A 22746-nucleotide genomic window follows, 5' to 3' on the forward strand; every position below is an offset into this window, starting at 1 on the left:
TGGCCGCGGCCCCGGCAGGGCGCCCTGCCGGGGCCGCGGCCGCCGAGGCCGTCGCGGGGCCCGGTCAGCCCTCTTCGGCCTCGAAGGCGCGCAGCAGGTCGGCGGCGACGCTCACGGCGATCGTCGCGGGCTCCTTGCCGGTGATGCCGGCCAGCCCGATCGGGGTCTTGATCCGGTCGATCGCGGCCTCGTCGTGGCCGCCCTCGGCGGCCAGGCGCTTCCGGAACCGCGCCCACTTGGCCGCCGACCCGATCAGCCCGATGGAGCCGAGGTGATCGGTGCGCAGGGCGGCGTCGCACAGGGCGGCGTCCTCGGCGTGGTCGTGCGTCATGATCAGGACGTGGGCGCCGTGCGGCAGCTCCGCCAGCACCTCCTCGGGCAGCAGCGGCGTGTGGTGCACGTGCACCTGCGCCGCCGCGTCCGCCAGCACGCCGAGCCGCTCCTCGGCGAGGATCTCCGGGCGGCTGTCGACCAGGTGCAGGTCGAGGTCGTGCCGGGCCAGGATGCGGGCCAGCTCCAGCCCGACGTGCCCGACGCCGAAGATCGCCACCGCCCGCACCGTCGGCAGCGGTTCGAGCAGCACCGAGACGGTGCCGCCGCAGCACTGCACGCCGTGCCGGTTGGTCACCTTGTCGTTCAGGGCGAAATCGATCAGCTCCGGCTCCGCCGCGCCCGCGGCGATCATCTCCCGGGCCCGGTCGATCGCGACGGCCTCGACGTTGCCGCCGCCGACCGATCCCCACGTCTCGGACCGCCCCACCACGAGCTTCGCGCCGGCGTTGCGCGGGGCGTGGCCGCGCACGGTCGCGACGGTCACCAGCACGCCGTACTCCCGGCGCGCCCGCAACCGCGCGACCGCGGCGACCCACGTCATGTCAGGCACCGTTCAGCGCTTCCGCGACGGCCCGGACCCCGCCGCCGCCCGCGGCGGCCCCGTCACGGGCGCGGCCGTTCCCGGCGGCGCCGCCCCGGCGGGCCTCCTCGATCGCCCAGAACACCGCCTCCGGCGTCGCGGGCGAGGCCAGGTGGACGCCGGTCCCGCCCGGCCCGAACGCGGCGGCGGCCTGCCGCAGCGCCTCCCGGACCGAGAACGCCAGCATCAGCGGGGGCTCGCCCACCGCCTTGGAGCCGTACACCGCGCCCTCCTCGGTGGCGTTCTCCATCAGCGTGACGTTGAACTCCTCGGGCATCTCGGAGAAGCTCGGCAGCTTGTAGGTGCTCGCCGCCTGGGTCAGCAGCCGGCCGCGGTTGGGCCCGTCACCGGTGTCCCAGCGCAGGTCCTCCAGGGTCAGCCAGCCCGCGCCCTGCACGAAACCGCCCTCGACCTGGCCGATGTCGATCATCGGGGACAGGCTGTCGCCGACGTCGTGCACGATGTCGACCCGCCGGATGCGGTACGCGCCGGTGAAGCCGTCCACCTCCACCTCGGTCGCGGCGGCGCCGTGGGCGAAGTACTTGAACGGCGAGCCCCGGAACGCCTTGGCGTCCCAGTGCAGGCCCTCGGTCCGGTAGAAGCCGGCCGCGGACAGCTGCACCCGCTGGAAGTACGCGGTGCGCACCAGGTCGTCCCAGGCCAGCTCCTCGTCGCTGCCCAGGGCGCGCGCGACGCCCTCGGAGATGCGCACGTCCGAGGCGTTCGCGCCCAGCTGCGTGGAGGCCACCCGCAGCAGCCGCTCGCGCAGCTGCTCGCAGGCGTCCTTGATCGCCCCGCCGTTGAGGTCCGCCCCGGAGCTGGCGGCGGTGGCGGAGGTGTTGGGCACCTTGTCGGTCCGGGTCGGGGCGAGCCGGACCTTGTGCAGCGGGATGCCCAGCGTGGTGGCGGCCACCTGCAGCATCTTGGTGTGCAGGCCCTGGCCCATCTCGGTGCCGCCGTGGTTGATCAGGACCGAGCCGTCCTTGTAGATCAGCACCAGCGCGCCGCCCTGGTTGAAGGCGGTGAGGTTGAACGAGATGCCGAACTTGACGCCGGTGATCGCGAGCGCCCGCTTGGTGTTCGGGTGCGCGGCGTTGAAGGCGGCGATCTCGCGCTCCCGGTCGGCGAACCCGGAGTCCTCCTTCACCTGCCGCCACACGGCGGAGATCCGCTCGGCCTGGGCGACCGGCTGCCCGTACGGCGTCTCCTGCCCCTGGCCCGGCCGGTAGAAGTTGCGCTCCCGCAGCTCCACCGGGTCCAGGCCGAGCTGCGGCGCGCACCGGCCCAGGATGTCCTCGATCACCAGCATGCCCTGCGGGCCCCCGAAGCCGCGGAAGGCGGTGTTGGAGACCGTGTTGGTCTTGGCGATGCGGCCGGCGACGCGCGCGTTGGGGATCCAGTAGGTGTTGTCGATGTGGCACAGCGCGCGGGCCAGCACCGGCTCGGACAGGTCCAGGCTCCAGCCGCCGTCCGCGGTCAGGGTGGCTTCGAGCGCCTGGATGCGGCCGTCTGCGTCGAACCCGATCTTCCACGCCGCGTGGAACCCGTGCCGCTTGCCGGACATCGTCAGGTCCTGGGTCCGGTTGAACCGGAACCGGACCGGGCGGCCGGTCAGCTTGGCGCCGAGCGCGGCGACCGCGGCGAACCCGTGCGGCTGCATCTCCTTGCCGCCGAAGCCGCCGCCCATCCGCAGGCACTGCACGGTCACCTCGTGCGAGGGCACGCCGAGCACGTGCGCGACGATCTCCTGCGTCTCCGAGGGGTGCTGGGTGCTGCTCTGGACGAACACCTGCCCGTTCTCGTCGACCTGGGCCAGCGCCGCGTGCGTCTCCAGGTAGAAGTGCTCCTGGCCGGAGAACCGGAACTCGCCGGTGAACACGTGCGCGGAGTCGGCGAACCCGGCCTCGGTGTCGCCGGTCTCCATCACGGGCCGGGCGCCGTGGAAGCTCTCGGCCGCGATCGCCTCCTCCACCGTGACCAGGGAGGGCAGCTCGTCGATCTCCACCTCGACGGCGGCCGCGCCGAGCCGGGCCGCCTCCAGGGTCTCGCCGAGCACCCAGGCCACCGCGTGGCCGTGGAACATGACCTCGTCCGGGAAGAGCGGCTCGTCGTGCTTCATCCCGGCGTCGTTGACACCGGGCACGTCGGCGCCGGTCAGCACGCGGACCACGCCGGGCACGGCGAGCGCGGGCGCGGTCCGCAGCGCGGTGACCCGGCCGCGGGCCTGCATCACCTGGACCGGGTGCGCGTGCAGCACGTCCTTGGTGCGGTGCACCAGGTCGTCGGTGTAGAGCGCGGCGCCGGTGACGTGCTGGAACGCGCTCTCATGCGGCAGCGGGAGGCCGACGGCGGGCTTCTCCGGGCGCTCGGACAGATGACTCATGACGACACCGCCTCGGTGGTCTGGGCGTGCAGCTTCAGCAGGCTCTGGCCGAGCATCGCGGAGCGGTAGAGGGAGCTGGCGCGGTGGTCGTCCATCGGCGTGCCCTCGCCCCGCAGCACCCGCGCCGCGGCCTCGGCCGTCTCCGCCGACCACGGCTCGCCCTCCAGGGCCGCCTCGGTGGCCAGGGCGCGGATCGGGGTGGCGGCCACGCCGCCCAGGCCGATCCGGGCCTTGCGGACGATCCCGTCCTCGATGTCGAGCGCGAAGGCCGCCGCCACGCTGGAGATGTCGTCGAAGCGCCGCTTGGCGATCTTGTGGAAGGCCGCGGTCCGGGAGAGCGGCAGCGGGACGCGCACCGACCGGATCAGCTCGCCGGGGCGGCGCACGCTCTGCCGGTAGCCGGTGAAGTACTCCGCCAGCGGGACCTCGCGCTCGCCGTCGGCGCCGGCCAGGACCAGCGACGCCTCCAGCGCGAGCAGCACCGGCGGGCTGTCGCCGATGGGGGAGCCGGTGCCCAGGTTGCCGCCGAGGGTCGCGCCGTTGCGGATGAGCCGCGACGCGAACTGCGGGAACAGCTCCGCGAGCAGCGGAACGGCGCCGTCGAGGCGGCGCTCGATCTCGGTCAGCGTCAGCGCCGCGCCGATCTCGACGCGGTCGGATTCGACCCGCAGCTCCCGCAGCTCGGGGAGGCGGTCGACGGCGACCACGCAGTCCGCCCGGCGGGAGCGGATGTTCACCTCCACGCCCCAGTCGGTGGAGCCGGCGACCACCACCGCGTCGGGGCGCTCGCGCAGCACCTCCAGCGTCTCGGCCAGGGTGTCCTTCCGCAGGAACGCGCTGCCGTCCCGGGCGTACTCGGTGGCGACCGGAGCGGGCGCGGCCTGCTCGCGGCGCTGCGCCAGCGGGTCCTCGTCGGCGGGCGCGCCGACGGCGAACGCGGCGTCGCGGATCGGGCGGTAGCCGGTGCAGCGGCACAGGTTGCCGCTCAGCGCGTGCAGGTCGAACCCGTTCGGGCCGTGCTCGGCGTCGGCGCCGCCGACGCCGCCGTCGGTGTCCGCGTGCGCGCAGCGGTCGGGCCGGTAGTACTCGGCGGCCATGCTGCAGACGAAGCCCGGCGTGCAGTAGCCGCACTGGGAGCCGCCGCGGACCGCCATCTCCTCCTGCACCGGGTGCAGGGCGGGCGGCGTGCCCGGCTCGCCGGCGGTGGCGAGGCCTTCGGAGGTGACGACCTCCTGGCCGTCCAGCGCCGCGGCCGGGATCAGGCAGGCGTTGACCGCCACCCAGTCGGTGGGCTTGTCCACCCCGGGGCGGGCCACCAGCACCGAGCAGGCGCCGCACTCGCCCTCGGCGCAGCCCTCCTTGGTGCCGGTGAGACCGCGCTCGCGCAGGAAGTCCAGCACCGTGGTGTGCGGCGCGGCCGGTGAGATCGGTGCTTCTTCCCCGTTGACCGTGATCCGCGCGGCTACCATGACGGGCCTTCGTTCCGGTGCGCGGTCGGTCGATTCATCATGTTCGCCAATTTCAGGCAGCTTTCTGTGTTCGTACACACCACGTGCGAGGAGTTTCCGTGTTCGGACACGCCGCGAGAGAGGGCGCGGGCGCGCGGCGGCGTGCCGAGAGGCGGTGGCGGGAGGACCCGGAGCGTGCCGCGGAGGGGCACGTCAGAACGGCGCGATCAGCAGCCGTGCGCGATCTGGCCCGGAGCCCAGGCGGTGCACTGGGCGAGGCGACCGAGGTCGGAGAAGGTGTACATCCGCCGGTCGCCTCCTTTCGGTAGCCGTGGATCGACGTTGACCGCAACGTAGTGGCTCAGATCACCGAGGTCAAGGGCTCGGGTGCGGCCGGCGGCGGGTCGGCGCCGGCGTGGCCCCGGAGCGGGCCGCCGGGTGGCCGCGCGCGGGCGGCGGCGCCCCGGCGTGCTCGCGTGCCGACGCGCCGACGCGCCGACGCGCGGACCGGACGGGGCGCGGCCGCAGCGCCGCCGCCTCCGCCCGGTGCGGCCGGTACGGGCTTCCGCCCCCCGTCAGTAGTCGATGCGGTCGGCCTTGGCGACCCACGCGTCGAACGGCGCGGTGCGGTTGGGCAGGTCCAGGTGGACGACCTGCAGGGGCCACGCCTCCTGGGGCTTCTTCTCGAACAGGTCGTAGAACCTGCGGTCGTCGAAGCCGGCCACCGCGGCGTCGTTGCGGTCGGCGGAGAACACGACCCGGTCGACGCGCGCCCACAGGGCGGTGGACAGGCACATCGGGCACGGCTCGCACGAGGTGATCAGGGTGCAGCCCTCAAGGGAGAAGGTGCCCAGCTCCGCGCAGGCGGCGCGGATCGCGCTGACCTCGGCGTGCGCGGACGGGTCGTTCGTCGCGGTCACCTGGTTGCGCGCGGTCACGACGACCGCCCCGTCCTTGACGATCAGGGCGCCGAAGGGGCCGCCTCCGCTGTTCGCGCTCTCGGTCGCGACGGCGATGGCCTGCTCCATCCATGCCTGCTCGTCCTGGACGAGGGTCGCGGGGTTCACGGTCATGGTCGCTCCTTGTCGAATGCGATGGGGGGCGGACGCCGCCGCGGAGGCGGCACCCGAGCGGATCGGGGGCCGGTCGGACGCGGCGGGCGCGTCCCGGGGAGACCGGGGTTCGGGCGGGGTCCGGGCCGCCGCTGCGGGCGGCACTGTGTCCGGGCTTACACCAGCAAGTAGACAGCCGTCCGGAGGGAGTCGGCCAGGCATCGCGGGCATGAAATCCGAATGGCGCGGGACCGGCGCTTCGTAGGTTCCTATGAGGACCACCCCACCCCCGGCACGGCCGCCGACCGCCGACGGGAAGGCCCTGGCGCGGCGCCCGGCCCGGCCCCGGACCGCCCCCGGCGGCGGCCGCGGCGTAGCGTGAGCGGACACGAGCGGCGCGGGAGGCACCGGCATGCGAGCCATGCGACACGAGCGGTACGGCGGCCCTGAGGTCCTGGAGGAGGCCGAGGTGCCGGACCCGGTGGCGGGGCCGGGCGAGGTCCTGGTCGATGTGGAGGCCGCGGGCGTCAACTTCGGCGATATCAAGGACATCGCCGGCGAGCTCACCGAGGGGCCGTACGCGGCGCAGGGGCCCCTGCCGCGCATCCCCGGCATGGAGGTCGCCGGCCGGACCGGGGACGGCCGGCGGGTCGTCGGCTACCTTCGGCAGGGCGGATATGCGGCGAAGGCCGCCGTCGCCGAGCGCGACCTGGCCCCGCTGCCGGAGGGGGTGGGCGCGGGCGAGGCGCTGGCCCTCCTGGTGCAGGGCCTGACCGCGTGGCACCTGCTCCGGTCGGTGGCCCGTGTGCGGCCGGGGGAGACCGTCGTGGTGCACGCCGCGGCGGGCGGGACGGGCGGCCTCGCCGTGCAGTTGGCGCGCGAGTTCGGGGCGGGGCGGGTGATCGCCACGGCGTCCTCCGAGGAGAAGCGCGCACTCGCCCTCGAACTCGGCGCCGACGCCGCCGTCGACGGCGAGGCGGACGGCTACCGGGAGCGGATCCTCGGCGCCAACCGCGGGCGGCCGGTCGACGTCGTCCTGGATGCCGTCGGCGGGCCGGTGCTCGACGCCGCGGCGGGCGCACTCGGGTTCCTCGGGCGGCTGGTCACCTACGGGGCCTCGTCCCGCCAAGCCGCCACGGCCATTCCGCCGACCCGGCTCGCGGTGGAGAACCTCACCGTCGGCGGGTTCTGGCTCACCCCGCTCATCACCCGCGACGGGGCGGGCGGCGCGGCGCTGGAGGAACTGCTCGCCCTCACCGCGCGCGGCCGGCTGCGGCCCCAGGTCGGCGCCGAGTACCCCCTCGAACGCGCACGCGACGCGCACGAGGACCTCCTGGGCCGCCGGACCAAGGGCAAGCTGCTCCTCCGGCCCTGAGACCGGTGGCGGGAGAACCGTTGGCGGGAGAGGCGGGAGAAAGGCGTCGCAACGCCGCACACCAGAGGGCAGGCGGGGCACCGGCCGGTCGGTCAGGCGCGGCGCCTCGCGGAGTGGGGGTTCAAGCAGGCGGCGAGGGCGGGAGGGCGTGCCGGCTGGTCGGTCCGGTGCGGCGCCCCGCAGAGCGAAGGTTCAAGCGGGCGGCGACGGCAGCGGTAGGGCCGGGGCGCGGGGGTCGCCCGGGCACGGGCCCCACGGGGCCGGGGCTCAAGCAGGCAGCGAGGGCGGCAGCGGGGACCGGCCGGTCGGTCGGGCACGGCGCCCCACGGGGCAGAGGTTCAAGCGGGCGGCGACGGCGAGGAGGGGCACCGGCTGGTCGGTCGGGCGCGGCAGAGCGGGGCGGAGGGCGGTCGGGGTGGGGCGGGGTGGCGGGGCGCCGTTCCCGCGTCGCCCGGGCGCCGGGGCCGGTCGCCTTTGAAACCGCCGTACCTCCCTGACCTGGGCAAATACGTAGGGTGATGGTGGGGTGGGGTGCCCTGCGCATCGCGAGAGCACCCCGGTGATTCCCGGGCGCGCATCCCGGCCCGGATCGGCCCTCCAGGGGCCCGAATCGCCCCGGTTGGGCCGTTGATCAGGGGTTCGAGCGGCCCGCAAGGCCGCAAGGCAGGGGGCCGGAACCCGGGGAGGGCAGGGGCGGGGGTGGGATGTCGCTTTTATCCTGCCGGGAGGGCCCGCTTTGGCCACTCTGGGTGATCGGGGAGGGGGTGGTGGGGGCTTCGGGGCTTGCTACTCGCTGGTAGATGTAATCGGGGTGCTCTCGCGGCGCGCAGGCCGCCCCCACCCCCGCTCGACCCCCGCCGTAAACCCGGCATAGGGGATAAGGGCACTCCCCGGCGGGGGCACGCGCCGAGCCTGGCCGGTGAACGCGGCGCCCCGCCCCTACCGCTGCCGTCGCCGCCCGTCTTGACCTTCGCTCTGCGATGCGCCGCGCCGGACCGACCGGCCGGTCCCCCCTTCCGCCTTCGCCGCCCGTCTTGACCTTCGCTCCGCGATGCGCCGCACCCGACCGACCGGCCGGTGCCCCTCCCCGCCGTCGCCGCCTGCTTGAACCCTGGCCACGTGGGGTGCCGCGCTCGGGTGATCGCCTGCACCCCGCCCCTTCCTCTGCCGTCGCCGCCTGCTTGGACCCTCACCCCGTGAGGCGCCGCACCCGACCGACCGGCCGGTCCCCCTCCCGCCTTTGCCGCCGGCTTGAACCTGCACCCCGTGGGGTGCCGCGCTCGGCCGGGACACCTCCTGTCCTTCTGTCCCTCGTCCTTCTCCTGGTTCCTTGTCGCAGCGGCCACTTGGCGGCCGGCGCTCTGGCAGGGCCGCAGCGTCAGGATCATCGGGGAGGGTCAGTCCCGCTCCCGGTCGTCCGCCGCCGGGCGGAAGTCGCGGAAGAGCGGTGCTCCGGGCTCGGGGTCCAGCCTGGCGGCGCGGGCCGTGAAGCTGATGGCGTGGTACCAGCCGCACAGCATGAACAGGTCCAGGAGCTGCTCGGGGGTGAACTCCGAGCCGAGGCGCTCCCACAGCTCCGCGTCGATGTCGTGCCGGTCGTGGAGCGCGTCGGCGGCGTCGAGGAGCAGGCGGTCGCGTTCGGCGGTCCAGCACCCGTCCGCGCTCGTGCCGTGGGTCAAGGACGCGATCTGGGCGTCCGTGAGCCCGGCGCGGGGCGCGAAGCGGGCGACGTGCACCCCCCATTCGTACTCGCAGCCGCACCGGGCGCAGGTGCGGTCGATGGCGATCTCCCGGTCGCGCAGGCCGAGGCCGAGCCGGCGGCTGAGCTGGTAGGAGCCCCAGCGGTGCAGGGCCTCCGCGAGGTGCGGATTGCGCGCGTAGAGGCGGAAGAGGGACAGGGGCTCCTCGCCGCCGGGCATCATCCTGCGCAGCAGCGCCGCGGTCTCCGGCGGGTAGGGCGCCTCCAGCGGCGCGATGCGTTCGGGCACGGGATCCTCCCGGTGGTTCGATTTCCGAATCGCCGCGAGCGAGCGTAGTGTTTCTGAAACCGAAGCACCAGCCTTTCCGGAGAGGGGAACACCGAACGATGCCTCCGACCCCGAGGCCGGGCCGCCCCGCCCGCGGTTCCGCCACGGGCCGCCCCGTCATGGCCGCCCTCGACCTCTTCGGCCGCCGCTGGACCCTGCGGATCCTCTGGGAGCTGCGCGACCGCCCGCTGGGCTTCCGGGCCCTCCGGGAGCAGTGCGACGGCATGTCTTCGAGCGTGCTGCGGCAGCGCCTGCTCGAACTGATCGAGGCCCGGCTGGTGGAGCGCGGCGACGACGAGGGCTACGGCCTCACCGCCCTCGGCCGCGAGGCCTGCGGTGAACTGCTCGGCCTGCACGCATGGGCCGAGCGCTGGGCCGCCGAACTCGAAGGGCCCGGCCCCGCGGGCCGGGGGGCGTGATCGCCGGAGGCGAACGGAGACGGAGGGGCCGCACCGGTGGCGCGCCCCCTCTACGGCGCGCCCCGTCTCCGCCGGTCCGGGCCGGGCGCCGGGGAGAGCGCTCGGCCGGTACCGGGCGTCAGACGGCTCCCAGGTCCACGGTGACGGGGAAGGGGGCGGCGGCCTTGATCGCGCCGGTGAACACCTCGCCGTCCCGGTAGGCCTCGGCGGCGGGGTCGAGAACGTAGGTGTAGATGATCGGCACACCGGTGGCGGCCTGCTCGACCCGCCAGTAGAACGGGATACCGGACTTGGCGTACTGGTCGGTCTTCACGATCCGGTCCGTGGTCTCCGAGCCGGGCAACACGACCTCGACGACCAGGAGCACGTGTTCGGGGCGGGTGGGCGTGATGTCGATGCTCTCCGCCCGGTAGACGGTGACGTCCGGGCGGCGGTTGGTGAGCGGGACGTCCTGCAGGCGGACGTCGAAGTCCGTGTCGGCGTTCCACTCGGGGCCTGCGGCGGTGTCCAGCGCGTCGGCCAGGACCCGGGCCGGCCGGTCGTGCCGCTTGGAAGCGCTCGGGCTCACCACGACCATCCCGTCCACGATCTCGATGCCGGCGCACTGCTCTTCCGACCAGGAGTCGTACTGCTCCGCGCTGATCTGCGTATGCATCCACGCGGGCGCCACCATCCCGGTGGTCATGGCGTACCTCCTTCGAGGGGCCTCGGCGGCTCCGCCACCGCTGCGCTCAGCCTACTGTTCCGGAGCGCCGCGGGCGGGATCTCCATGGCGTCGTGCCCGTCCGGTACGGCACAGTGGGAGGATGTCCAACCGCTTGGCCGACGCCACCAGTCCCTACCTTCTGCAGCACGCGGACAACCCGGTCCACTGGCGGCCGTGGGGCGAGGAGGCCTTCGCCGAGGCGCGGCGGCGCGGGGTGCCCGTGCTGCTCTCCGTCGGCTACGCGGCCTGCCACTGGTGCCACGTGATGGCGCACGAGTCCTTCGAGGACGCGGAGACCGCGGAGCTGATGAACGCCGGGTTCGTCAACGTCAAGGTCGACCGCGAGGAGCGGCCCGACGTCGACGCGGTGTACATGGAGGCCACCCAGGCGATGACCGGCCAGGGCGGCTGGCCGATGACGGTCTTCCTCACCCCGGACGGCGCCCCGTTCTACTGCGGCACCTACTTCCCCCGGCCGCAGTTCCACCGGCTGCTGGACGCCGTCTCCAGGGCCTGGGAGCAGGACCGCGAGGGCGTCCTGGGGCAGGGCGAGCGGGTCGCCGAGGCGCTCGGCGGGCCCCGGGAGATCGGCGGCGCCCGGCTGCCCGGCGCCGAGGACGCCGACGCCGCGGTGGAGGGCCTGGCCCGGTCCTACGACGCCGAGCACGGCGGCTTCGGCGGGGCGCCCAAGTTCCCGCCGTCCATGCTGCTCTCCTTCCTGCTGGCGCAGCACCGCCGCACCGGCGCCCCGGCCGCCCTGGAGATGGCCCGCGGCACCGCCGAGGGGATGGCCCGCGGCGGCATGTACGACCAGATCGGCGGCGGCTTCGCCCGCTACTCGGTGGACGCGCACTGGACCGTGCCGCACTTCGAGAAGATGCTCTACGACAACGCGCTGCTGCTGCGCGCCTACACCCGGCTGCACCGGGAGACCGGCGACCCGCTGGCCCGCCGCACCGCGCTGGGCACCGCCGACTGGATGGTCGCCGGCCTGCTCACCCCCGAGGGCGGGTTCGCCTCCGCGCTGGACGCCGACAGCGAGGGCGAGGAGGGCCGCTACTACGTGTGGACGCCGGACCGGCTCGCCGAGGTGCTCGGCGCCGAGGACGGGGCCTGGGCGGCGCGGCTGTTCGGCGTCACCGAGCGGGGCACCTTCGAGCACGGCACCTCGGTGCTGCGGCTCCCCGAGGACCCGGACGACCCGGAGCGCTTCGAGCGGGTCCGCGACCGGCTGGCCCGGGCCCGCGCCGACCGGGTGCCGCCGGCCCGCGACGACAAGGTGGTCGCCGCCTGGAACGGCCTGGCCGTCGCGGCGCTGGCCGAGGCCGGCGCCCTGCTGGACCGGCCCGACCTGGTCGACCGGGCGCGCACCGCCGCCCGGCTCCTCACCGGCCTGCACATCGACGGCGGCCGGATCGCCCGCACCTCGCGGGACGGCGTGCTCGGCCCCGCCGCCGGGGTGCTGGAGGACTACGCCGACACCGCCGAGGGGCTGCTCGCGCTGTACGCGGTCACCGGCGAGCAGGAGTGGGTGCCGGTCGCCGGCCGGCTGCTGGACACGGTGCTGGAACGCTTCACCGGGGAGAACGGCGAGTTCTACGACACCGCCGACGACGCCGAGCGGCTGTTCAGCCGCCCGCAGGACCCCACCGACAACGCGGTCCCCTCCGGCCGCTCCGCCGCGGCCGGCGCGCTGCTCCGCTACGCCGGTCTCACCGGCGAGCAGCGCTACCGGCGCGCCGCCGAGCAGGCGCTGGAACCGGTGGCGCCGCTGGCCCGCAAGGCGCCCCGGTTCGCCGGCTGGGGGCTGGCGGTCACCGAGACGCTGCTCAGCGGCCCGCTGGAGGTCGCGGTGGTCGGCCCGCCGGAGGACCCGGCGACCCGCGCCCTGCACCTGGAGGCGCTGCGGTCCGCGCCGCTGGGCACCGCGGTCGCCCTGGGCACCGGCGACGGGGACGGGTCGGTGGTGCCGCTGCTGGCCGACCGGCCGCCGGTCGGCGGCCGCCCCGCCGCCTACGTCTGCCAGGGCTTCGCCTGCGACCTGCCGGTGACCGACCCGGAGCGGCTCCGCGAGCGCCTGGGGGGCGGGGCGCGCTGACCGCAGTCGGCCGCCCGGGAGGAGGGCGGCCCCGGGTCCGCGGGGAAAGAGGAGGGGCAGGGGGCCCGGGGAAGCGAGGGGGAGGAAGGGAAGGGGAGAGGATCCCGATGCCGTCGTACGCCGTGCCGCGGCGGGCCGCGCTGTCGCTGCTCGGCCTGCTCGCCCTGCTCCCGGCGGCGGCGTGCGCGGACGGCCTCGAGGTGCGCCCCGGGCCGGCCCGCCCGGCGGCCTCCGCCACCGACGGCTTCCCGCTCCGCGCCGACGACGCGCTCTACGCGGTCAACGACGTCAACCTGGTGCTGCCCGACGGGTGGCGGGCGATCGGCTCGGACGGGTGCCTCGCCCCGCCCGGGACCGCCGGCGACCCGAAGGACTCCTGCCCGCCCACGGCGCTGCGGATCCGCACCGGTGCCGCCGAGGACGGCCACATCGACGCCGACGGCGGCTCCCTGGACGAGAAGGACGGCTGGAAGCGCCCCTGGACGGTCTGCCCGGGCTCGGTCGGCCAGGTCGGCTCCGCCACCCCCGAGCCGGTCGGCGGGGGCGAGCGGGACCGCTTCGACCTGGTCAGCGGCGAGCGGGTGGAGGCCGCCGCCTGGACCCTGGCCTGCGCCGACGGGCGGCCGTTCGAGACCCGCATCTGGTACGTCCCCGGCGCCGACATCGAACTGGACGTGCCCATCGTCGACCCGTCCACGGGCGGCGAGGAGTACGAGCGCATCGTCCGCTCCGCCGACCTCTCCCGCTACCTCGGCTGACCCCTCGGCACAGGAGGGCCGCCGGCGGGGCGGGAGGGTCAGGTGAGGCGGGTTCCGCCGATCACCCGGTCGACCAGATCCGGCCGCGGCCAGGGGGAGCGGACCTCCAGGTAGACCGTGGCGCCGCCCTGGTGCGGGCGGACCGCGGCGGCGCTGAACGACGAGCCGTCCGGGCAGCGGTCCCACTGCCACACCTCGCCGCCCCAGTACGCGTCGGAGTAGTCGCGCCGCTGCGGGGCGCCCGGGCACGGCCCGGAGTCGATGACCGCCTCCAGCCGGGGGGTGGAGTCGGACCGGTCGAGCAGGCCCGCGAAGACGCCGGCCGAGGGGGCCGAGCGGCTCTTCCACCGGGCGGTGTCGGTGGCCGCCAGCAGCCCCGGCTCGTGCCCGCCGACCAGGCCCAGCTCGCGCGGGGACCAGCCGTTGGCCTGCAGCTGGGAGGCCCAGACCAGGGGCACCGGCACGCTCACCGAACCGGTGGCGTCCTGCACCTCGGTGAAGGCCAGGTCCGGCCGGCCCGCCGAGGCCTGGGCGCACCCGGCCAGCAGCGCGGCGGCGAGCACCCCGGCGGCCGAGCGGAGCAGCGGGCCGCGGTACCGCAGCGTCCACGGCACCCGGGTGCGCAGGTGCGGGTCCATCCGGATGGCGCGCACCCGGTCGGTGAACTCCTTGGCGCCCGGCGGCCGCGCGGCCCGGTCCTCGGACAGCGCCGACATGATCAGGTCGTTCAGCGCGCGCGGCAGGCCCGGGCGGAGCCGGCGCGGCGGGACCCGCACCGGGGCGGTCGGCGGCCGCCGGCCGGTGACCAGCTCGTAGGCGACCGCGCCGAGCGCGTACACGTCGGCCCGCACGTCGATGTCGCCGCCGGAGGAGCCCTGCTCCGGCGACATGTAGCCGGGGGTGCCCGCGGCAGCGGTGAACCCCGAGGCGTGGTCGATGCTCTTGGCGAACCCCAGGTCGGCGACGAGCACCTTCTGCCCGACCGGGGAGGACTGCAGCAGCACGTTGGACGGCTTGATGTCGCGGTGGATGATGCCGTGCCGGTGCAGCGCGGTCACGCCCTGGCCGATCTCGGTCAGCAGCCGCAGCGCCTGGTCCAGCGGGAGCGGTCCGCGGGCCACCAGGTCGGCGACGCTGCCCTGGTCGGCGTAGGTCATCACCATGAACGGGCGCTCGTCGGGGAGGACGTCCAGATCGTGCACCCGGACCAGCCACGCGGAGTCGGCGTGCCGCAGGATCCTGGCCTCCTCCAGGAAGCGCTGCTGCACGTCCAGCTGGTGCGCCCAGTTCTCGGCGAGCACCTTCACCGCGACCGGGGTGTCCAGCAGGTCGTCGTGGGCGAGCCAGACGGTTGCGAACGATCCGGAGCCGAGTCGGCGGATGACCCTGTACCGCCCGAAGCTGTCCGGTTGTGCCACAGCTACTCCCTTACCGGTGCGCCTGGAGGCAAACGTGATCCGCCGGTCCGGCTTCGGCGGGAGCCGGAGCGGGCACCTAAGCGTCAGACTCGGATGTGAACCTCGTAGTGGGGGGTGCGCGTGTAAGAGCAGGAGAGTCCGGCGGGTACTCCAGACCGCCTCTCTCGACAGCAAGGAGCTATCAGCCGTGCCGAACACCGACAAGGGGCCCGCGCCCAAGCGCAGCGCCGCGAAGGTCGACGACGCCCTGGAAGAACTCGCCCGACGCGCCCGGGACGGCGACGAGGCCGCCCTGGACGAGCTGCTCCGGCGCATCCAGCCGGAGGTGCTGCGCAGGTGCGCCCGGTTCCTGCCCTACCGGCAGGACGCCGAGGAGGCGTGCCAGGACGCGCTGCTCCGGGTGGCCCGCAACATCCATGGCTTCAAGGGCCAGTCGCTCTTCACCACCTGGCTGTACACGGTGGTGTCCAACTCCGCCCGGCAGACCTACCGCTCGATGAAGCGCCGCTCCAACGAGATGCCGACCGAGGCCGAGCGCATCCCGCACCAGCGCGACCCGCGGACCACCAGCGTCATCGCGGGCTCCAGGATCGACCTGCTGGAGGCGCTGGACCGGCTGGAGCGCGAGCGCCCCAACCTGGTCGCCCCGCTGGTCCTGCGCGACCTGTGCCAGATGGACTACAACGAGATCGCCGAAGAGCTCGACATCGCCCTGGGCACCGTCAAATCCCGCATCCACGAGGGACGCAAGCACGTTCGGAAGGCGCTCGCCGTATCGTGAGCCCCCGATCCGATCTAACCTTGGAGTGACGACCCCTTCCCGTGCCGGCCTGAGCCGCGACGGGCGCGCCGGCCGCGGGGAGGGCGTGCGGCGCACGGGGACGGGGACCGGACACCGGCCGCGCCCGGCCCGCCGGACCGCGCCGCGGCCCGGTGCCGGGCGGGCGGCCCTCCGGCCCGCCGGGACGCGCCGCACGGCCGGTCCTCTTCCCTCCACCGCGGCGAAAGGTTGCGTCCCATGGGGCTCCGTGATCCCCTCTACTGGCTGTACGAGCGTCGACTGGAGCGCAAGCTCGGCGACGCGGACACCCCCCGGCACGTCGGGGTGATCCTGGACGGCAACCGCAGGTGGGCCAGGATCAGCGGGCTCGGCGACATCAACCGCGGGCACGAGGCCGGCGCGGACAAGATCTTCGAACTGCTCGGCTGGTGCAGCGAGCGCGGTGTGCAGGTGGTCACACTCTGGCTGCTCTCCACCGACAACCTCGGCCGCCCGCCGAAGGAGCTGGAGCCGCTGCTGCGGATCATCGAGAACACCGTGATCCGCCTGCGTGACGAGGGCTGGAACGTCAACCCGATGGGCGCACTGGACCTGCTGCCCGATTCCACCGCACGGGTGATGAAAGAGGCGGGCGCGGCCACATCCGGCGAACCGGGCCTGATTGTGAACGTGGCGGTCGGGTATGGGGGGAGGCGTGAGATCGCTGATGCGGTGCGCTCCCTCCTCGCCGAGGAGGCCGCCAAGGGCACCACGATCGAGGAGCTCGCCGAGCGCCTCGACCTGGAGCACATCGCAGAGCACCTCTACACCCGCGGCCAGCCCGACCCGGACCTCCTCATCCGGACCTCGGGAGAGCAGCGCCTCTCCGGCTTCCTGCTCTGGCAGAGCGCGCATTCGGAGTTCTACTTCTGCGAGGTCTTCTGGCCTGCCTTCCGCCGAGTGGACTTCCTCCGCGCGCTCCGCGCCTTCGGCGCGCGCAACCGGCGCTTCGGCTCCTGAGCACGTCCCCTCTCGACCGTCGCCCGCCACCGTCCTCAGCGGTGGCCCTTCGGGCCCGGTCCCGCCCGTCGCCCACCACCGCCCTCAACGGAGGAGAAGCCGCTTAACCGGGCGTTCACATGCCGTGCCAACGGAGGGTCTTGCTCTTTGCAAGGAGCCGGGTACCGTCGGAACCAGCGGGCGGTGCACATCCGCCCGCTTCGGGAGGCCCCTGCTGTCCGAGGTGCTGTTCCACCGCGGAACCCAAGCCGAGGAGGGCCGGACCCGGCCCTGCGCAGGGGTCGGCCCCGGTCCCAGGTATCCCGTGACACTAGGGCGCCCTCGCGGCGCCCAGGGGGAGAACGAGTGGCTAGTTCCTCGACCCACCGCCGCGGCCTCCACACCCCCGTCGCCCCGCACGCAGCAGCGGGCGCGGACGGGCAGCGGCGAACCTATGTGCTCGACACCAGCGTCCTGCTGGCCGACCCGGTCGCCATCACCCGGTTCGCAGAGCACGAAGTGGTACTGCCGATCGTGGTGATCACCGAGCTGGAGAGCAAGCGTCACCACCCCGAACTGGGCTACTTCGCCCGGGAAGCCCTCCGCCGCCTGGACGACCTCCGCGTCGCCCACGGCAGCCTGGACACCGACGTCCCGGTCAACGAGGACGGCGGCACCCTGAGGGTGGAGCTCAACCACAGCGACCCGGCGGTCCTGCCGGTCGGGTTCCGGCTCGGCGACAACGACACCCGCATCCTCACCGTCGCCCGCAACCTCCAGGAGGAGGCCTCGGCCGACGCGGAGGAGGGCGCCCCCGCCCACGACGTCGTCCTGGTCAGCAAGGACCTGCCGATGCGGATCAAGGCCTCCTCGATCGGCCTGGAGGCCGACGAGTACCGGGCCGAGCTCGCCATCGAGCACGGCTGGACCGGAACGGCCGAGCTGGAGGTCCCCGCGCACGAGGTCGCCGGCCTCTTCGAGACCGGGACGGGCGATGTCGAGGCCGCCCGCGGCCTGCCCTGCCACACCGGGCTGGTGCTGGTCTCCGAGCGCGGCAAGGCACTGGGCCGGGTGCTCCCGGACAAGTCGGTGAAGGTGGTCAAGGGCGACCGGGACGTGTTCGGCCTGCACGGCCGGAGCGCCGAGCAGCGCATCGCGCTCGACCTGCTCACCGACCCCGAGGTGGGCATCGTCTCGCTCGGCGGCCGGGCCGGCACCGGCAAGTCGGCGCTGGCGCTCTGCGCCGGGCTGGAGGCCGTGCTGGAGCGCCGCCAGCACCGCAAGGTGATGGTGTTCCGCCCGGTCTACCCGGTCGGCGGGCAGGAACTGGGCTACCTGCCCGGGACCGAGAACGACAAGATGAGCCCGTGGTCGCAGGCGGTGCACGACACCCTGTCCGCGGTCACCAGCCAGGACGTCATCGACGAGGTGGTGGACCGCGGCATGCTGGAGGTGCTGCCGCTCACCCACATCCGCGGGCGCTCGCTGCACGACGCGTTCGTCATCGTGGACGAGGCGCAGTCCCTGGAGCGCGGGGTGCTGCTCACCGTGCTCTCCCGCCTCGGCGAGAACTCCAGGGTGGTGCTCACCCACGACATCGCCCAGCGCGACAACCTGCGCGTGGGCCGGTACGACGGCGTGGTCGCGGTGATCGAGAAGCTCAAGGGCCACCCGCTCTTCGCGCACATCACGCTGAGCCGTTCGGAGCGCTCGCCGATCGCGGCCCTGGTCACCGAGATGCTGGAGGGCTGACCCGGCCCCGGGCCGCCCGCCCGGGCGGTCCGGGACGAGCAGGAGCCCCGGGGCGCCGCCCCGGGGCTCGCCTCTTCCCCGCCCCGTTCCGCTCTTCCGCCCCCCTTCCGCGGCGCCGCCCCTCCCTTCTTCTCCCGCGCTTCGGCGTGTGTTCCGGCGCCATTCGGAACCGGCAGGTAGAACCCCCCTGACCCCGCCTGTCCCCGACGACGAGGAGCCGACCCCGATGGAGCACGAATCCCCCGCGTCCCCCGAACCCCCGCGCGCCCCCTCCGCCCCGGAGCCCTCCGTGCGCCCGTCCGGCCCGTCCCGGCGCACCCTGCTCGGCCTGGGCGCCGCAGGGGCCGGGGCGGCCCTGTTCGGCGGGGCGGCGCCGGCCTACGCCCAGGGCCGGAACCGGCCCCGGCTCACGCACGGCATCCAGCTGGGCGACCCGCGCGCGGACGGCGCCGTGGTGTGGGCCCGCGCCGACCGGCCGGCCCGGATGGTGGTGGAGGTCGCCGAGCGCCCGGACTTCTCCGACGCCCGCCGGGTGCGCGGCCCGATGCTCACCCCGTCCACCGACGGCACCGGGAAGGTCCGGGTCACCGGGGTCGACCCGGGCAAGGAGGTGCACGTCCGGGTGTACGCCGAGTCCGGCAAGTACACCAGCGAGCCGGTGCGGGGCTCCTTCCGCACCCCGGGCGGCGCGGACCGTCCGGTCCGGTTCCTGTGGTCGGGCGACGTCGCCGGCCAGGGCTGGGGCATCAACCCCGACTTCGGCGGGATGGCCGCCTTCGCCGCCATGGCCGACCGGGACCCGGACTTCTTCCTGCACAGCGGGGACGTGGTCTACGCCGACGGGCCGCTGGAGGAGCGCGTCGAGCTGCCCGACGGCCGGGTCTGGCGGAATCTGGTCACCGAGGAGAAGTCCAAGGTCGCCGAGACCCTCAAGGAGTTCCGCGGCCAGTACGCCTACAACCTGATGGACGACAACGTGCGGGCGTTCGCCGCCCGGGTCCCGCACATCGTCCAGTGGGACGACCACGAGGTCACCAACAACTGGTACCCCGGGGAGGTCCTCGACGACGACCGGTACACCGAGAAGTCCGTCGACGTGCTGGCCCGGCGGGCCCACCGGGCGTTCCACGAGTGGCAGCCGGTCCTCCCCCGGGAGGCCGTCGACGGGCGGATGTACCGCCGCCTGTCCTACGGCCCGCACCTGGACGTGTTCGTCATCGACATGCGCCTGTACCGGGACGCCAACTCGGCCGGGGACGCCGCCTACGAGCGCATCCTCGGCGAGAAGCAGGCGGAGTGGCTGGTGCGCTCGGTCGCGGAGTCCTCGGCGACGTGGAAGGTGATCGCCTCGGACATGCCGCTGGGCGTGGTGGTGCCGGACGGGGACCGGATCGAGGCGGTCGCCAACGGGCGCCCCGGCGAGCCGCTCGCCCGCGAGGCGGAGATCGACGGCGTCCTCGCCGGGCTGCACCGCCGCGGCGTGCGCGACGTGGTCTGGCTGACCGCGGACGTGCACTACACCGCCGCGCACCACTACTCCCCGGACCGGGCCTCCTCCTCGGAGTTCACCCCGTTCTGGGAGTTCGTCACCGGGCCGCTGCACGCCGGCGCCTTCGGCCCCAACGACCTGGACCCGACCTTCGGCCCGGAGGAGGTGTTCGTGAACGCGCCGCCGCGCGCGAACACCTCGCCGATGGAGGGCCACCAGCACTTCGGCGAGGTCGAGATCGACCCGCGGACCAAGGAGTTCCGGGTGCACCTGCGGGACGGGAGCGGCGATTCGCTCTGGTCGAAGGCGCTGTCCCCGGAGGGGCGCGGCTGAGCCCCGGGCGGGCCGGCCCCGGCGCCGGCCCGCCGGGTAAAGCCCGGGTCAGGGCGAGGTGTGATACAGGTCACCCTCGTAGAGGTGATGGGGCCGCAAAGTATGCGGCAAGGTAGGTCCGGAACCGTCATTAAGGAGCCCCCGGGCGTGCCCCGATAGCCGGACCGAATCGATACCCCACCCCCCGTCGAGGTCCGTGTCCGCCCGAGTGGCGCGCGCTCCCAACGGAAGGCCAGCCTTGCTGTTCAACCGCATATCACCGCGCCTCGCGGCCGGCATCGGCGCCGCGGGCCTCACCGCCACCGCGCTCTTCGCCGCCACCGCCTACTTCGGCGGGGGCGACCCGGGCAAGGCCGCCGGCGCCGCCATGCAGGTGCCGCAGGCCGCCTCCGACGAGGACTTCTTCGCCGACGTGCAGGACGTCTCCGACGACCAGCGCGCCTCGCAGCGCGAGGAGACCCAGGAGCGCGTCGACGCCGCCGGTGGCGGCGCCTCCGCCTCCGGAACCACCAAGCCGGAGGAGAAGGAGCCCGAGCCCGAAGAGGAAGAGGAGGAGTCCTCCTCCGACTCGGGCTCCCCGGCCCCGGACTCCAGCGCCGACGCGAACTCGCTCAACTGGCCGGCGCTGGCCCAGTGCGAGTCCGGCGGCGACCCGACCGCGGTCAACTCCGCCGGCGGCTACTACGGCCTCTACCAGTTCTCCATGGCCACCTGGGAGTCGGTGGGCGGCAGCGGCTCCCCGGCCGAGGCCCCGGCCGATGAGCAGACCTCCCGGGCCAAGGCCCTCTACGACGCGGTCGGCGGCAACTGGCAGAGCCAGTGGCCGGAGTGTGGCGTTCACCTCTTCGATTGAGAAACCGCAGGTCAAGACGGGTGTCCTGAGGAGCCCGGAAGCCCCGCCCCTGCCCGGATCCGCTCCCTTCGGAGCGCGGTCTCCGGGCAGGGGCGCTTGTTGCTTTCAGGGGGTGGACTTGCCCGGAATTGATGTTATTGTGCCGTGATGAAACGGAAGGTCATGATGACCTCCGTGCCGAGTAAGAGCCTCCGAGTGCTCGCACGGCCCGCACGGCCCGCGCCCCCCGGGCGCCCCCAGTAGGAAGAAGTTCCGTGCGGACCCCTTGGTGAGGACGGCAGCGGACCCCCGCACCACAAGAAACCGTCTTCACCCGAACACCGCCTGTGAGCCCGGGGCAGAGTCGATCGCGTGCGTTTTCCACGGCACGCGACTGGCGAAAGGGCAATTCTTGCTGACCAACCGGATTTCGCTGCGCGCTGCCGCGGCAGTCGGGTGCGCCACGGTCGTCGCCGGCACCGTCTTCGGTGTCTCCGCACTGGCCGACAGCGGCGTCGAGCCCGACAACGCGACGAACGCGGCCATGCCGGCTGACCCCCCTAAGGCCGGTGAGGAGGACTTCTTCGCCGACGTGCAGGAGGTCTCCGACGACCAGCGCGCCTCGCAGCGCGAGGAGACCCAGGAGCGCGTCGAGGCCGCGGACGGCGGCGCCTCTGCCTCCGGCACCACCAAGCCCGAGGAGAAGAAGGAGGAGAAGAAGGAAGAGGAGAAGTCCTCTGACGACTCTTCCTCCTCCGGCTCCGGCGGCGACTCCTCCTCGTCCGCCCCCAGCGGCGACCCCAAGTCCATCGCCAAGGCGATGCTGGGCGACTACGGCTGGGGCGAGGACCAGTTCAGCGGCTGCCTCGAGCCGCTCTGGGAGAAGGAGAGCAACTGGAACCCCCAGGCTCAGAACCCCAGCTCCGGCGCCTACGGCATCCCGCAGTCCCTGCCGGGCTCCAAGATGGCCTCGGCCGGTTCTGACTGGCAGACCAACCCCGCCACCCAGATCGAGTGGGGCCTGGGCTACATCAAGGACCGCTACGGCTCCCCGTGCGAGGCTTGGGCCCACTCCCAGGCCAACAACTGGTACTAAGAGACCGCGAACGGCCTCTGCGCACGGCCCCGCGACCGACCCCGGTCGCGGGGCCGCCGTCGTTCCCGGCATCGCCCTCGGCGCCTCACGGAGTGCAGCTTCAAGCGGGCGGCGAGGGCAGGGAGGGGGAGCGGCCGGTCGGTCCGGCGCGGCGCCCCGCAGAGCGAAGGTCAAGACGGGCGGCGAAGGCGGAAGGGGGGACCGGCCGGTCGGTCCGGCGCGGCGTCTCGCGGAGCGGAGGTTCAAGCAGGCGGCGACGGCCAAGGAAGGGGCGAGGCGAAGGCCTCACCCAGGCGCGGCACCTCACGTGGCGAGGGTTCAAACCGGCGGCGAAGGCGGCAGTGGGCACCGGCCGGTCGGTCGGGCGCGGCGCGTCACGGGGTGAGGGTCCAAGCAGGCGGCGACGGCGAGGGTAGGGCCGGGGCCGGGCGTCTCAGCCGGGCGCGGTGCCTCACGGGGTGCAGGTTCAAGCAGGCGGCGAAGGCGGGAGAGGGGCGGGCGCCGCGTTCACCGGCCCGGCCCGGCGCGTGCCCCCGCCGGGGGGTGGCCTTATCCCCTATGCCTGGTTCGCGGCGGGGGTCGAGCGGAGGTGGGGGCGGCCTGCGCGCCGCGAGAGCACCCCGATTACATCTACCAGCGAGTAGTAAGCCCCCAAGCCCCCACCACCCCCTCACCGATCACCCAGAGTGGCCAAGGCAGGCCCTCCAAGAAGAACAAAAGCGACATCTCGCCCCACCTCTACCCTGCTCGGGTTCCGGCCCCCTGCTCTGCGGCCTTCCGGGCGGCTCGAACCCCGATCACCGGCCCGATCGGCCTCGTTCGGGCGCTCAGAGGCCCGATCCGGGCCGGGATGCGCGCCCGGGAATCACCGGGGTGCTCTCGCGGTGC

The 22746-nt window shown here is 74.2% G+C and carries 18 protein-coding genes; 10 read left to right on the forward strand and 8 right to left on the reverse strand.

Going from position 1 to position 22746, the window contains the following annotated elements:
• Positions 1 to 64 precede the first annotated feature (64 nt).
• From xdhC to D459_RS0107135, 4 genes are all read right to left on the reverse strand, one after another.
• Positions 65 to 874 carry a xanthine dehydrogenase accessory protein XdhC gene (xdhC, locus tag D459_RS0107120; RefSeq protein WP_017592306.1) on the reverse strand — a complete coding sequence of 270 codons (810 nt, stop codon included), beginning with the start codon at positions 872 to 874 and terminating at the stop codon, positions 65 to 67.
• 1 nt (position 875) lies between these two features.
• Positions 876 to 3296, reverse strand: a complete 2421-nt coding sequence (xdhB, locus tag D459_RS0107125) for a xanthine dehydrogenase molybdopterin binding subunit (RefSeq protein ID WP_017592307.1) — start codon at positions 3294 to 3296, stop codon at positions 876 to 878.
• Complete coding sequence (locus D459_RS0107130; RefSeq protein WP_017592308.1) at positions 3293 to 4765, reverse strand: xanthine dehydrogenase small subunit; 1473 nt, start codon at positions 4763 to 4765, stop codon at positions 3293 to 3295. Before D459_RS0107130 ends, xdhB begins: the two co-directional genes overlap by 4 nt.
• 554 nt (positions 4766 to 5319) lie before the next feature.
• Positions 5320 to 5817: a nucleoside deaminase gene (locus tag D459_RS0107135; RefSeq protein WP_017592309.1), complete on the reverse strand. Its 498-nt coding sequence runs from the start codon at positions 5815 to 5817 to the stop codon at positions 5320 to 5322.
• Positions 5818 to 6208: 391 nt separating this feature from the next.
• Between D459_RS0107135 and D459_RS0107140 the strand changes: the two genes are divergently transcribed.
• Positions 6209 to 7171: a quinone oxidoreductase family protein gene (locus D459_RS0107140; protein ID WP_026120139.1), complete on the forward strand. Its 963-nt coding sequence runs from the start codon at positions 6209 to 6211 to the stop codon at positions 7169 to 7171.
• A 1397-nt stretch (positions 7172 to 8568) separates the two neighbouring features.
• Here the strand turns inward: D459_RS0107140 and D459_RS0107145 are convergent.
• Entirely contained in the window at positions 8569 to 9159 is a 591-nt protein-coding gene (locus D459_RS0107145) for a carboxymuconolactone decarboxylase family protein (RefSeq protein WP_017592311.1), read from the reverse strand.
• Positions 9160 to 9317: 158 nt separating this feature from the next.
• Between D459_RS0107145 and D459_RS0107150 the strand changes: the two genes are divergently transcribed.
• Positions 9318 to 9617, forward strand: coding sequence for a winged helix-turn-helix transcriptional regulator (locus D459_RS0107150; protein ID WP_017592312.1), 300 nt, complete (start codon positions 9318 to 9320; stop codon positions 9615 to 9617).
• Positions 9618 to 9735: 118 nt separating this feature from the next.
• Here D459_RS0107150 and D459_RS0107155 read toward each other — a convergent pair whose 3' ends face one another.
• On the reverse strand, positions 9736 to 10302 hold the full coding sequence (locus tag D459_RS0107155; RefSeq protein WP_017592313.1) for a Uma2 family endonuclease: 567 nt from the start codon (positions 10300 to 10302) through the stop codon (positions 9736 to 9738).
• A 121-nt stretch (positions 10303 to 10423) separates the two neighbouring features.
• Between D459_RS0107155 and D459_RS0107160 the strand changes: the two genes are divergently transcribed.
• Positions 10424 to 12421, forward strand: coding sequence for a thioredoxin domain-containing protein (locus D459_RS0107160; protein WP_026120141.1), 1998 nt, complete (start codon positions 10424 to 10426; stop codon positions 12419 to 12421).
• A 107-nt stretch (positions 12422 to 12528) separates the two neighbouring features.
• A complete protein-coding gene (locus tag D459_RS0107165; RefSeq protein WP_017592315.1) occupies positions 12529 to 13179 on the forward strand; it encodes a hypothetical protein in 651 nt (216 codons plus the stop codon).
• A gap of 38 nt (positions 13180 to 13217) precedes the next feature.
• Here D459_RS0107165 and D459_RS0107170 read toward each other — a convergent pair whose 3' ends face one another.
• Positions 13218 to 14597, reverse strand: coding sequence for a serine/threonine-protein kinase (locus D459_RS0107170; RefSeq protein ID WP_017592316.1), 1380 nt, complete (start codon positions 14595 to 14597; stop codon positions 13218 to 13220).
• A gap of 187 nt (positions 14598 to 14784) precedes the next feature.
• Here D459_RS0107170 and D459_RS0107175 point away from each other — a divergent pair, with 187 nt between their 5' ends.
• The 5 genes from D459_RS0107175 (at position 14785) to D459_RS0107200 (ending at position 20783) form a co-directional block, all read left to right on the forward strand.
• Positions 14785 to 15378 (forward strand): RNA polymerase sigma factor, encoded by a 594-nt coding sequence (locus D459_RS0107175; RefSeq protein ID WP_017592317.1) that lies wholly within the window; start codon positions 14785 to 14787, stop codon positions 15376 to 15378.
• A 237-nt stretch (positions 15379 to 15615) separates the two neighbouring features.
• Entirely contained in the window at positions 15616 to 16377 is a 762-nt protein-coding gene (locus D459_RS0107180) for an isoprenyl transferase (protein WP_017592318.1), read from the forward strand.
• Positions 16378 to 16812: 435 nt separating this feature from the next.
• Positions 16813 to 18108: a PhoH family protein gene (locus D459_RS0107185; RefSeq protein ID WP_017592319.1), complete on the forward strand. Its 1296-nt coding sequence runs from the start codon at positions 16813 to 16815 to the stop codon at positions 18106 to 18108.
• 226 nt (positions 18109 to 18334) lie between these two features.
• The gene (locus D459_RS0107195) at positions 18335 to 19930 is read left to right on the forward strand and encodes an alkaline phosphatase D family protein (protein ID WP_017592320.1); all 1596 of its coding nucleotides are present in this window, start codon (positions 18335 to 18337) and stop codon (positions 19928 to 19930) included.
• Between the two features lie 238 nt (positions 19931 to 20168).
• On the forward strand, positions 20169 to 20783 hold the full coding sequence (locus D459_RS0107200; protein WP_017592321.1) for a transglycosylase family protein: 615 nt from the start codon (positions 20169 to 20171) through the stop codon (positions 20781 to 20783).
• Between the two features lie 309 nt (positions 20784 to 21092).
• Here D459_RS0107200 and D459_RS36765 read toward each other — a convergent pair whose 3' ends face one another.
• Entirely contained in the window at positions 21093 to 21308 is a 216-nt protein-coding gene (locus tag D459_RS36765) for a hypothetical protein (RefSeq protein WP_241484969.1), read from the reverse strand.
• Here D459_RS36765 and D459_RS0107205 point away from each other — a divergent pair.
• The gene (locus tag D459_RS0107205) at positions 21307 to 21858 is read left to right on the forward strand and encodes an aggregation-promoting factor C-terminal-like domain-containing protein (protein ID WP_241484970.1); all 552 of its coding nucleotides are present in this window, start codon (positions 21307 to 21309) and stop codon (positions 21856 to 21858) included. The genes D459_RS36765 and D459_RS0107205 overlap by 2 nt on opposite strands.
• Positions 21859 to 22746: the final 888 nt, after the last annotated feature.

This window comes from Nocardiopsis potens DSM 45234, assembly GCF_000341105.1.
GTDB lineage: Bacteria > Actinomycetota > Actinomycetes > Streptosporangiales > Streptosporangiaceae > Nocardiopsis_A > Nocardiopsis_A potens.